General features: G+C 43.8%; 12 protein-coding genes. 3 read left to right on the top strand and 9 right to left on the bottom strand.

Annotated features, from left to right (window positions below; all coding sequences use genetic code 11):
- Window positions 1–20: 20 nt before the first annotated feature.
- Window positions 21–1,586 carry a pitrilysin family protein gene (locus Q9G97_RS05655; RefSeq protein WP_305900072.1) on the top strand — a complete coding sequence of 522 codons (1,566 nt, stop codon included), beginning with the start codon at window positions 21–23 and terminating at the stop codon, window positions 1,584–1,586.
- Window positions 1,587–1,615: 29 nt separating this feature from the next.
- On the opposite strand, the gene Q9G97_RS05650 is transcribed toward Q9G97_RS05655, so the two are convergent.
- Together Q9G97_RS05650 and Q9G97_RS05645 are read right to left on the bottom strand one after the other, a co-directional pair.
- A complete protein-coding gene (locus Q9G97_RS05650) occupies window positions 1,616–2,194 on the bottom strand; it encodes a hypothetical protein (protein ID WP_305900071.1) in 579 nt (192 codons plus the stop codon).
- A gap of 161 nt (window positions 2,195–2,355) precedes the next feature.
- Complete coding sequence (locus Q9G97_RS05645) at window positions 2,356–3,321, bottom strand: D-Ala-D-Ala carboxypeptidase family metallohydrolase (RefSeq protein ID WP_305900070.1); 966 nt, start codon at window positions 3,319–3,321, stop codon at window positions 2,356–2,358.
- A gap of 354 nt (window positions 3,322–3,675) precedes the next feature.
- Here Q9G97_RS05645 and rodA point away from each other — a divergent pair, with 354 nt between their 5' ends.
- Window positions 3,676–4,818 (top strand): rod shape-determining protein RodA, encoded by a 1,143-nt coding sequence (gene rodA, locus Q9G97_RS05640; RefSeq protein WP_305900069.1) that lies wholly within the window; start codon window positions 3,676–3,678, stop codon window positions 4,816–4,818.
- Window positions 4,819–5,210: 392 nt separating this feature from the next.
- Window positions 5,211–5,816 carry a septal ring lytic transglycosylase RlpA family protein gene (locus Q9G97_RS05635; RefSeq protein WP_201573080.1) on the top strand — a complete coding sequence of 202 codons (606 nt, stop codon included), beginning with the start codon at window positions 5,211–5,213 and terminating at the stop codon, window positions 5,814–5,816.
- Between the two features lie 146 nt (window positions 5,817–5,962).
- Here Q9G97_RS05635 and radA read toward each other — a convergent pair whose 3' ends face one another.
- The 7 genes from radA to hfq all read right to left on the bottom strand — a co-directional run bounded on the left by radA (window position 5,963) and on the right by hfq (window position 12,280).
- Window positions 5,963–7,411 carry a DNA repair protein RadA gene (gene radA / locus Q9G97_RS05630; protein ID WP_305900068.1) on the bottom strand — a complete coding sequence of 483 codons (1,449 nt, stop codon included), beginning with the start codon at window positions 7,409–7,411 and terminating at the stop codon, window positions 5,963–5,965.
- A gap of 309 nt (window positions 7,412–7,720) precedes the next feature.
- Window positions 7,721–8,431 carry an LPS export ABC transporter ATP-binding protein gene (lptB, locus tag Q9G97_RS05625; protein ID WP_305900278.1) on the bottom strand — a complete coding sequence of 237 codons (711 nt, stop codon included), beginning with the start codon at window positions 8,429–8,431 and terminating at the stop codon, window positions 7,721–7,723.
- 212 nt (window positions 8,432–8,643) lie between these two features.
- Window positions 8,644–9,171: a lipopolysaccharide transport periplasmic protein LptA gene (gene lptA, locus Q9G97_RS05620; protein WP_305900067.1), complete on the bottom strand. Its 528-nt coding sequence runs from the start codon at window positions 9,169–9,171 to the stop codon at window positions 8,644–8,646.
- Between the two features lie 67 nt (window positions 9,172–9,238).
- A complete protein-coding gene (gene lptC / locus Q9G97_RS05615; RefSeq protein WP_305900066.1) occupies window positions 9,239–9,820 on the bottom strand; it encodes an LPS export ABC transporter periplasmic protein LptC in 582 nt (193 codons plus the stop codon).
- Window positions 9,821–9,822: 2 nt separating this feature from the next.
- On the bottom strand, window positions 9,823–10,425 hold the full coding sequence (locus Q9G97_RS05610; RefSeq protein ID WP_305900065.1) for an HAD family hydrolase: 603 nt from the start codon (window positions 10,423–10,425) through the stop codon (window positions 9,823–9,825).
- A 117-nt stretch (window positions 10,426–10,542) separates the two neighbouring features.
- The gene (locus Q9G97_RS05605; RefSeq protein ID WP_201573070.1) at window positions 10,543–11,535 is read right to left on the bottom strand and encodes an SIS domain-containing protein; all 993 of its coding nucleotides are present in this window, start codon (window positions 11,533–11,535) and stop codon (window positions 10,543–10,545) included.
- Window positions 11,536–11,752: 217 nt separating this feature from the next.
- A complete protein-coding gene (gene hfq, locus Q9G97_RS05600; RefSeq protein ID WP_201573067.1) occupies window positions 11,753–12,280 on the bottom strand; it encodes an RNA chaperone Hfq in 528 nt (175 codons plus the stop codon).
- Window positions 12,281–12,371: the final 91 nt, after the last annotated feature.

Genomic DNA, 12,371 nt, shown 5'->3' with positions numbered 1-12,371 from the left:
GTAAATAAGAAGAAACCATAATGTCAAAATTAAAAATAACCGCTACTGTTAATAAGATATCAAGTAATCAAGTATCCATTAATAAAACATCAAGCCCAAATTATAAATCGTTATCCGCTTTAAGCGCAGCTCTATTCATGAGTTTTGCAGCGTTAAATATGCAAGCGCATGCGGCTGAAGCTGCATTTGAATCTGAGAGAGCGGCTGCTATGGTGGATGCTGACGCGCCTATCGCAGCCCTAGCGACGCTCACTAGCCTTGATGATGTCCAGCCTTTGAGCGTTACTGTTCCTAGTATTGAGCACTTCACGACTCAAGCTGGCGTGCGCGTATCATTCGTGCAGGCAGCGGCTCTGCCTATCGTCGATATTGACTTGCGCTTTAACGCAGGTAGCGCTCGCGATGGTGATGTACGCATGGATGATTCAAATGGCTTTGGTATTGCCAGCATGAGCGCCACTATGCTGACCCAAGGCACGCAAAATTTAGCGGAGGATGACTTTACTCGCGCGGTTGAGACTTTAGGCATTAACCTAAACAGCAGCGCTTATAAAGATATGTTTATCGTATCCTTGCGTAGTCTCTCTGATGACGAGCATCTCTTGCCTGCTGTAGATCTGATGACTCAGATGCTAACGACACCGACCTTTGACAAAGAGATCCTAGCGCGTAACAAGGCCAGATTATTAGTTGGATTACAACAGCAAAAGCAAGACCCTAGCAGTCTTGCCAGCCTTGCCTTTGATAAAGCCTTGTACGGCGAGCACCCTTATGCTCACCCCTCATCAGGTACTCTTGAGAGCGTGCCAAGTATTGAGCGCCAAGACTTAATCGCTTTTAAAGATCGCTATTTAGTAGCGGCGAATGCGTCGCTAGCGATGACGGGGAATATGACTTTAGAGCAAGCACGTATGATTGCTGAGACTATTACAGCCAACCTTCCGCTTGGTCAAGCCGCAGGCACGCTACCTGAACCCAAAGCCTTGAGCCAAGCTCAGCGCATCCATATCGATTTCCCAAGTACCCAAACTACGGTGCTGATGGGTCAATTAGGTAATAAACGCGCCACTGACGCGCAAGCCCAGCAACAGCAGACCAACTTTGCGGTGGGTAATGAGGTGTTAGCAGGAGGCGACTTTAATGCGCGGTTGATGACTGAGATAAGACAAAACCTTGGACTGACTTATGGCATATCAGGCTCAATGAGTCCAATGCTGACGCGCGGCCCTTATCAAATCGGCTTTTCAACGCGTAATGATAAAGCTCGCACCGCTATAGACGCCAGTATAAAAGTGATAGATGATACTTTAGACCAAGGGATAACAGCGTCTGAGATGCGACTAACTACTGATAATCTAAAAAACAGCTTTCCGATGAGCTTTGCGAGTAATGCAGGTATCAATAATTTACTAGGTATGATGAATTTTTATCAGCTGCCTGATAATTATTTGACGGACTATATGAATCGTATCGATAAAGTTAACCTTACCGATGTCAATCAAACCTTAAACAACACCCTTAACCCTGACAAGTTCTTGATCGTGACCGTAGGACAAGATAGTCCTTGGAATGCAGATTTAGAATAAAAATATGACGACAACTTTCTAAAGCGCGACTACTCTTTGACTTCAATCTTTACATCATAATTGAGGCGCCCAGGCTTATACTTAGATCCAATATAGTTCAGCCGAATCACATGCTTATCATAGGACTCCACTAGATAATCGCCGTTAGCGAAATTGTGCAAGGTCGGTACAATCAGCAGCGCTTCAATTTGATCGGTGTTAAGGGTAACTTTGAGGCGTTGATTGACCTCTGGATATAGATAGTAGTCACAAGAACTGTCCACCATCACCTCGTTTACTCGTTCTATCACATCATTGTCAGTCTCTTTTTGCAGTATCTTGGGACACAGATCAGGGCGCTTGGCCGCTAGGCGTGCATAAGAGTTGATAATGTTGTCTTCAATGTCAGCGATATCTTGCTGTCTTTGTAATTCAAGAGCCGCCTCTTTAGTAGTCGTATCGGCAAGCTCTTCACTAGTATTCTCAGCCAAACAACCACTGGTTAATAATAATGTGCAAGTCATAATACTACTACCACTTACACGCATTATTTTTGAGCTTAGAGAATAGTATTTTTTTAGCGGATAGAGACTGGTGTTGGTTAATAATATTAGACTTACTTTATTCATAAATTACACTTACTATAGCGGCTACTATTTGTAAGTCCATTTTAATCATAATTTCACCAACATTCGTCTACTATAGGTGACTTGCCCGTCAATTAACTTGTCAGATACTGACACCTCTTATGCTAGAGCGTTTTAAGTAGCACGGGCTTTAGAACTTATTGTCAATAACGACACGCTGAGCTACTACTGGAATGCTGAAAACCCCACTTGCGATGGCCTTCGGTATCTAAATGAATAGCACCTGTCGAGTATAGACCTAAACCAAAGTTGTAACCGACCCCTTGGTATTGCCAAAACTGACATAGATTATCTTGTAGCTTGCTGATACGCCATAAGTCATCCTGATACTCAGGCACCCAAATGTCCATCGCTCCTCCAGTCATATGCTTGCTCGCATCCGCACCGCCTGCACAAGCATTGAGACTTGGGCTTCGATATACTGAACGTATCTCAGCTGAGGCTGGTAGTACCCCTTGAGATTTTAGATCGTTATAGAGTCGTAGCGTCGGTACAATGTTTGCCCAAAGCTCTTGTGGCGGTAATTGGTAAGGCTCATAGCCGCACTTATCCCAGCTACGGGCGGTGGTTAGCAGCTGGTTCAGCGGTGGTACGTTTTGCGCTCCTAGCCGTGCGCTTAGATAACGCTTGTAATTATTTACCTGTTCAGCTCGCCAGCTATTACTACCCAGCCAACTGCCAAAGTCCATACTCATACTGGCAGTGTTATTATAGCCGTAGCGAGTGTTGTTGCTGCTGCCGTAGCTTGAAGGATAGGCGGTCGCATAGCGAGTATTATAACTGGGCGGGCTTACGTAAACGCGCTTGCTCTCTTCTATTGATACCCTAGCATCAAACTCATATTGTTGCTGTTTTTGCTCGATAAGACCTTGCATACTGTCACTGTTTACAGTATTTGAAGTCGTTGAGGTAATATAAGCATTGATAGTATCACCGCCTCCTGAGCGAACTTGAATTCTGCGCTCATTATCGATACTTAACACCGCGGCATAAGTGCTGATACTACTGGCACCAATCGTAAGCACTACTATAGGTTTAATTGCCAGTTTGAACCAAGTTGACAGGGGCCTTAGTGCAGGCAAAGTACAATGGTTGTTTATATTTTTCATGATTAACAGCTACCCCTAAAAACTTATATCAATACTGTTTGTGATACTATCAAATTTTTACAAGGCAGGCTAAACTATCGCCGCGTAATGAGTAGTAACTGGTTTATAATTAACACTTATACTGACGGTTCTTGATAGTATTGTGACTTTATTACGCTAAAGTTACTTTTAGACAGTTAACAGATTATTTGGGCACATAAACGCAATAATAAGCGTTTATGTGCTCTTAAATAAGCTAAGCCATTAAACTTGTATAGTAACGACGAGCACTATTTTATAGGTTTGTCCTTATATAGCCATTGTATTTAATATGATCATTGTATCTACCTTGAGACTCTACACCAAATTTTGCCTATGTCCATTAATCCGCAGTATCGTTTTTCACGCCAAAGTCATCATTTAGGCCAACGTCAAGAGCCGACGCTATGGCAACGCATTCATATTGATCCTTGGTTAACCTTGTTACTACTGACTATTTGTTGTATCGGTTTGACTATCCTTTATAGCGCTTCCATTCAAGATAATGCCATGGTCCTGCGTCAGGTTATCAGCTATGGTGTGGCCTTTATTGTCATGTTTGTTATGGCACAGATACCTCCTAGCATTTATCGTACCTTTACGCCTATTTTTTATATGCTGGGCCTAGTCCTACTGGTGTTAGTAGATATCATTGGTGAAGTACGTATGGGTGCTCAGCGTTGGATAAATCTGCCGGGGTTTGGTAGCGTTCAGCCCTCAGAGTTTATGAAGCTTGGTATGCCGATGATGTGTGCGTGGTATTTATCCAAGCGTGAATTGCCGCCGACGTTTTCAAGTATCGGTGTCGTTTTGGCTTTGATTATCGTGCCAGTACTCCTTATTGCCAAAGAGCCTGATTTGGGAACCTCGCTACTCGTTGCTGCCAGTGGACTCTTTGTATTGTTTTTAGCAGGTCTATCGTGGTGGATGATCGCTGGAGCGGTGGCGTTGTCTGTACCGATAGTTACTATTGCTTGGCAATTTTTGTTGCATGATTATCAGCGTACTCGAGTATTAACGCTGTTCAACCCTGAGGGCGACGCCCAAGGTGCTGGTTGGAATATTATCCAGTCTAAGACAGCTATTGGCTCTGGTGGTTTGACAGGCAAAGGGTATTTGGATGGGACGCAGTCACATTTACACTTTTTGCCTGAAGGTCATACTGACTTTATTATCGCAGCATTTTCAGAGGAGTTTGGGTTACTTGGCGTCCTATTACTTATGTTCGTCTATGCCTGCCTTTTACTGCGAGCACTATACATAGCGTTTACTCATCCTGATACTTATAGTCGACTATTGGCAGGTGCTATCGCTATGTCGTTTTTTGTCTATATATTTGTCAATGTTGGGATGGTCGGTGGTATTTTACCTGTCGTCGGCGTTCCGCTACCTTTTATCAGCTACGGTGGTACGGCTATCGTCACTTTGATGGCAGGCTTTGGACTACTGATGTCCATTCACACTCATAAGACTGGATAAAAGCTCAGTTTTACTTACATCATTTAAATCTTGTTTTTTACATAATTTTGCGTTACTCTCTTTTTAATGTATTTCTTATACACAATCTGTACATATATACCTATAAAGGTATCAATTAATTATATTCAAGTTGTAGCGCATCCGTATAGTTGGCACTTAAAATTTTAAAGCTATTACTTAAATAATTCATTAGTAATCATTCATCATAGAATATAAATTAATCAAGTATGAGTGATAACACTAATACAATGAACGTAAGCCAACGCTAGGTTTTACAACCTTCAAATTAATAAATTAAAACTTACTAAATCTTAAAATCTGACTTAGTTCAGCATGTGACAACCCATTAGCGGTTAAGCAGATTTTAAGATTTAAGTTATAGAGGCTCAACTATGTATAAGCGTTTATCTGGTTTACTTACCGTGTCAGTGTGTTTATTCGCCGGCTCTACGATAGCGTCTACTGCTAACGCGGCTGAAACAAAAGCGGCTCTTGCGCAAGACAACTCCGCTCATATCGATCGTGTCCTTGGTGAGTTGACCCGCCAGCATGATAGTGCATCAAGTTTGGTTAAGTCAGCGCGTCAACCAGCCTCTTTGGCGCTCAATAGCTCATTATTAGCTACTAATACCTCGCAGTCATCTAACGATGAAGATGTATTAGAACGTTTGACCGCTGTCGCTTCAAACTCAGTGAGCAAATTCAAGCAGACAGGTCTTGCTTCTTGGTATGGTCGTAAGTTTCATGGTCGCAAAACTGCCAGTGGTGAGACTTTCGATATGAATGGCTTAACTGCAGCTCATCGCTCACTACCATTGAACTGCTATGTAAAAGTAACTAACAAAACCAATGGCAAAAGCGTAGTAGTCAAGGTCAATGATCGTGGCCCGTTTCATGGTAATCGCGTGATGGACTTATCTTACGGTGCGGCCAAACAACTAGGCATCACTAGTAAGGGTGTTGGCAACGTCTCTATCGAGCGCGTTTCAGGACCCTAATCTCACTTTTTAATACTGTAAATTTATAAAGTTTGATTGTTTATTCAATTAAACGGCTCAATTAAAAACCGCCAAACTGATATCAGCTTGGCGGTTTTTGTATTCTAGTTTATAAATCTGTATTTTAGCTCATAAATTAGAATGACTTATATCTCAAAGGCTTTTTCGATAGCATCGTCTAAGCGTTCAACAGCAATGATATTTATACCTTTAAATTGAGCTGAATTGGCCGCTGGTGCGTTAGATTTTGGCACAATAGCATGCTTAAAACCATGCTTCATTGCCTCTTTTAGACGCTCTTGCCCATTAGGTACAGGGCGTATCTCGCCCGATAAGCCTACTTCACCGAATACCGCTAATGAGGATGGCAGCGCGCGCTCTTTAATGCTCGAAGCACAGGCAAGCAGTACCGCCAGATCAGAGCCCGTCTCGATGACCTTTACCCCGCCGACGACATTGACATACACATCTTGACCACTTGTATGAATACCACCGTGACGATGCATAACTGCCAACAGCATAGACAAGCGCTGAAAATCAAGCCCTAGCGCCATTCGTCTTGGCTGACCTTGCGAGTCATCGACCAACGCTTGTACTTCAACCAATAACGGCCTTGTACCTTCGCGACTGACCATAACCACTGAGCCTGCCACAGGCTTGTCATAGCGGCTCAAAAATATAGCTGAGGGATTGGCAACTTCTTTGAGACCCATATCCGTCATGCCAAAGATACCTAGCTCATTGACCGCGCCAAAGCGGTTTTTGACTGCGCGAATCATGCGAAAACGAGAGTCGGATTGACCTTCAAAATATAGTACCGTATCCACCATATGCTCAAGTACCCTTGGCCCTGCCAACGTACCTTCTTTAGTCACGTGACCGACCAAGAATAGCGCCGTACCCGTTTGCTTGGCATAACGAGTCAAAATAGCTGCCGACTCGCGAATCTGACTGACTCCGCCTGGCGCAGAATTGATGGCATCGGTATAGATGGTCTGAATCGAGTCAATGATAGCAATAGCAGGCTGCTCTTGGGTGAGCGCGGCACAGATAGTCTCGACATTGGTTTCAGCCAGCACCCTGAGTCTATCCGCTGGCAGATCTAAGCGTTTAGCCCGCATAGCGACTTGTGCTAATGACTCCTCACCTGTGACATACAACGCACTGCCTGCAAGCGAATCAGCCCGCGCCATGTTAGTCGCCGTCTGTAGCAAAATGGTTGATTTGCCGATACCTGGATCACCACCTATCAGCACCACTGAACCTGCAACTAGCCCACCACCTAATACTCGGTCAAACTCGCTGATACCCGTTGGCATACGCGCATCTAAAGTGACGCTAACCGCATTGAGCGGCATGACAGCGCTGTGCGTGCCTGAATAGTTGCCAGAGCCTGCATTACTTGTCTCTGTATTACGAGGCGTAGCACGAGTAGCGGGTCTAGGCTTGGCAGTGCCTTTATTATGATGGGGCATACTGACATTAGGCGCTTCGACTAAGGTATTCCACTCACCGCAATCAGAGCACTGCCCTGCCCACTTACCAAAATGCGCCCCACAGTTTTGGCAAACATAGCTACTAGTATTTTTTGCCATAACAGTTAAGCCTTATATAAAGTATGAAATAGGGTGCAGAAATACTAAATTTAATGAATAAAAGGAGATTATGACATGAGTTATAAAGTCATCACTAACATTAGAATAGATAAAGAAAAATTAATATAAAGAAAATTTGATAGGCAACTTACTTATAGCTATAAGCAAATTAAATAGACTTGCCTTTGTATATAGGGTCAATATAAGGGTTTTTAAAGACAATAATAGAACAAGATGAAAGATAGAAATAATCTACATCATTGATTAAAACGATTCTAGAAAACAGACCTAAAAGCGATCAAGAATAATCTAAACCTGAAAGTCTTTGCCTAAATAGACAGATTTGACCAATTCATTATCCAAAATCTCTTTTGGTGTGCCCTCAGCGATGATAGCGCCTTCGGAGACGATATAGGCTTTTTCGCAAATAGCTAAAGTATCACGGACGTTATGATCAGTAATAAGCACGCCAATACCACGATTTTTTAGCGCTAAGATAACGTCTTTGATATCACCTACTGAGATAGGATCGACCCCAGCAAACGGCTCATCTAATAGTATAAACTTCGGATCAGCAGCTAGCGCACGAGCAATCTCACAGCGGCGACGCTCTCCACCTGATACACTCATGCCAAGGGAATGACGGACATGTTGTAAATGGAACTCACCGATGAGTTTTTCAAGCTCAAGGCGTTGTTCCTTGGCAGATAACTCTTTGCGAGTTTGTAGAATAGCTAAAATATTATCTTCGATAGACAGTTTGCGAAAGATAGAGGCTTCTTGGGGCAAATAGCCAATGCCAGCGCGGGCGCGCTCATGCATCGCGTATTTGGAGAGATCCATTTTGCCCAAAGTAACGCGTCCTTTATCCATATTGACCAGCCCGACTACCATATAAAAGCTAGTGGTCTTGCCAGCACCATTAGGGCCTAACAAACCTACTACTTGTCCTTGCTCAACTGAGAACGAGACGTCTTTTACTACCCAGCGCTTGCTGTAGCGCTTGCCTAAATTTTGCATAACCAAACGTATAGACGGCTCGCTGTTATCAGTATTGGCTATATGGTTAGTATTGCTATCACTCATGAATTACTCTTATTAGCATAAAATTGTAGGCGAGGTTGTTGACTAGTTTAATAGCTAAAAGCTGCTTGATTAAGAACCTAGCCGTTAGAAAGCTTAGCCGCTGAAACGCATCGAAGTTAAAAATGTCGAGGTTAGAAATGTTGCAATTAGCGCAAGCTGCTCTGGCTAGTATTACTGTTCGGCGGAAATACTAGCTCAACGCGCTGATTGCCGCCAGCAGTAGCTTCTACATCACCCGCTTTGAGACTGTAGCGGATAACATTACCTGCAAAGCTTGCGCCATTTTGCACTAGCTTTGCATTGCCTGTTAGAGTGATGATGCCATTGACCGCATTATAATCAATCTTATTAGCTTGACCCTTAGCCAAACCTTTCTCTTGAGTGACCACTTGTTGCATGGTCGCTGGACGGCCAGTAGCCACCGCTGAATTGATACTACGACCCTGTGATAGATTGACCGTAATGTCATCAGCAGTCATCTTAAAAGTACCTTGGGTGATGACCACTGTACCTGTATAGCTAGTAATACCAGTGCGCTCACTATAAGTCGCCTTATCCGCTAACAGCTTAATCGGCTGGTTGGCATCTGAGGGCAGCGCATGGCTGTAGATAGGCAGCGCTAGTAGCATAACGATCGGTAGCGCGCGTAGGGCAGACAGTCGAGTTAATTTCATAAAAGAGTGCTCTTTTTTAATTAGTATTGATAATAGGGTCTGCTACTGTTTAATAACCAGCATTAGATTAAAACAACGCTTTATCTTGACGCTCGGCAGGCGTAAAGCTTACGGCTACTTGACCGAACTCATATTCACCCGTCTCAAGATTGGCTTTCATGCTAGCTGCCTCAAAACGATTGAGCCCTTGTTCAACTTTTACGGGCTCATCGCTATAGACTTGCCTTGACTTGGTATTACCCTTTAACGCAGCACCAGTCACTTTAATCGGCTCTATATCGGAGCTGACTTTATCTTCACTAAGTAGACTAAAGCCGCCATACAGATGCAGATCGCCAGACGCTTGGTTAATGGTCGCGGTACCCGATTGGATAATATAGCGCTGCTCATCCGAGGGCTGCCAATTCATGGTAATACCAGACATCACATCTTCATTAGTCTGAGGATTGTGAGTGAGTGATTCAGCGTTTAGCTCATACTCAGTCTCGCCTTGCTCATTGGTCTGGACTGCTTTTATATCAGTCGCTTCATAGTCGACCTCTGATGCTTCAATATTTATTGGCGGCTCTATTTTACCTTGCTGTTGAAAAAACCAACCCGCAATACCAGCAATAATTAACGCTAAAACAATCAGCACCTTAGTATTCACGATTATTTATCCTGTGTTTTGGTTGGGGCTGTCATACTAGCGCTTGGGCTATTTGTAGTAGGCCCTAGCTCATCTAAAGTGTACCGCGCAATAAAGTCCTGATAATGACCATGTCCCTTTAGGATCAGATCACACACCTCACGCACTGCACCATAACCGCCTGCTCGCGTGGTTACCATGTCGCAGCGATTAATTACCTCAGAATGCGCGTTAGGCACGGTCGCGGCAAAACCAACGGTTTGTAGTGCCTTAATATCGGGCAAGTCATCACCCATATAAGCACAATCTGCCGCGCTAATATTGAGATTCTCTATACTAGCTAACAGCTCGGTTAACGCAATCAGCTTATCATCACGCCCTTGTACCACATAGTCGATGCCAATCTCTTGGGCGCGTTTATCGACCATAGGACTACTACGACCCGTGATAATAGCGGTCAAAATACCATAGCGAGCTAATGACTTGATGCCGACACCATCTTGTACTGAAAATGCCTTGGTCTCTACGCCATTGGCATCATAAATAATCTGACCATTAGACAGTATACCATCGACATCCAGTACCAATAGCTTTACCTGAGCCGCTTTTTTGATCAAGTCTTGCATAATAGCTCTCTTATACTTTTAATTATGTTTTTGGTATTTCAGCTTAAAGACTATTGCACTCTAAATACTTGTTGTACTCTAAGCCCTATCTATAATTGAAATAATAATAGGTGACGGTTACTTAACACCCGCTTGTAATAAATCATGTACCGTAATGATGGCCTCTAAATGACTGTGCTCATCCATGACCAATAATTGACTGATGGCGTTCTCATTCATAACGCTTAGCGCATCTGATGCGCGCATGGTTTTAGTGACTTGACGCGGGTTGGTGGTCATTATTTTATAGATAGGAGTATCAAGATCGATCCCCTTCTCAAGGCCACGCCGCAGATCGCCATCAGTAAACACGCCAACTACCTTTTTATCTTCATCTGTCACCACTGTCATACCCAAGCGACCATGACTCATAGTGAATAGCGCCTCTTTTAGCGGCGCTTGTTGATCGACTATAGGCAGATGCTCGAAGCTGGTATGCATCAAATCCTCAACGCGGGTCAATAGCTGACGACCTAGCGCGCCTGCAGGATGCGACAAAGCAAAATCTTCTGAAGTGAAATTACGCGCATGCACCAAAGCGACTGCCAAGGCATCACCTAAGGCGAGCGTTGCAGTAGTGCTCGATGTCGGCGCTAGATTCAGCGGACAGGCCTCTTGTGATTTGCCCAATGTCAGCACGATATCAGCTGCACTTGGTAGCATGCCACGATGGTCACGACTGATACTGATCAGCGGAATACCTAAGCGTTTGACCACGGGTAGCAAAGTCTTGATCTCATCGGACTCACCAGAGTTGGAGATGGCTAACAACACATCACCTTTGACCAGCATACCCAAATCGCCATGACCTGCCTCACCTGGATGCATAAAAAACGCAGGCGTGCCCGTTGAGGCAAAAGTTGCAGCAATCTTGCGCCCGATCAATCCCGACTTGCCCATACCCGTCACGACAACTCGGCCTGCGCACGCCAAAATGATATCGCAAGCCTGTGCGAAGCGATCATCAATCTGCTCAGTCAGTAGGCTCAAAGCGGCACGCTCAGTATTGATGGCCTCTATAGCCGTGGTAATATACTGCTCATGACTTAAAGATCGATTGGGCTGACTCATAAATTCACTCAAAACTCATTGTTGATAAAGCATTTTACTATAATAAAGCTGATATAAATAGGCGCAGATGCTGGAGTATTGGTAGTACCTTATTATCGAAAGTCATAAGATAAAATTATGCCATAAAAAAACCTACTATTACGATAGTAGGTTTAATGCTAAGTAGCTGAGAATATAAATTTGAGCTCTACGGAGTACAAAATTCATTACTCAGAATTTAGCTATTATCAGAATCATCATTAGCTTTATCTTCAAAGCTTGAAGTATCTGCTGGCGTCTCAAAGCCACGCTCCTGTCCAAAACCACCACGCTCTTGTCCAAAGCCGCCGCGCTCCTGTCCAAAACCACCGCGCTCCTGTCCTTGATTAAAGCCACCGCGATTGAAGCCACTACGGTTTGAGGCAAAGCCACGCTCTTCGAAACCACTAGTGCCCGTATTAGCACTGCCACGCTCAAAACCACTGCTAGGGTTGCTACCTTGATAGCCCGTGCTAGTTGATGATGCCTGTGCACTGCTACTACTGGCCGCGGTGCCAGTACGTGGATTACGTGCTGGCACAACCGTTGAAATGGCATGCTTATAAACCATTTGGCTGACAGTATTCTTGAGTAACACCACGTACTGATCAAAAGATTCAATTTGACCTTGTAGTTTAATACCGTTAACTAAAAAAATAGATACGGGAATGCGATCTTTACGCAATGAATTCAAAAACGGATCTTGTAGGGTTTGTCCTTTTGACATGGAATCTCTCCTTATTATTATAATGTTATATTTTGAGTATAGCGCTTTACTTATTTAACATGAAACAGAGTTACAAGTATTGACCTCAAAA

The sequence above is a fragment of the Psychrobacter sp. M13 genome (genome assembly GCF_030718935.1).
GTDB lineage: Bacteria > Pseudomonadota > Gammaproteobacteria > Pseudomonadales > Moraxellaceae > Psychrobacter > Psychrobacter immobilis_G.
This window is presented reverse-complemented; position numbering and strand designations above follow the sequence as displayed.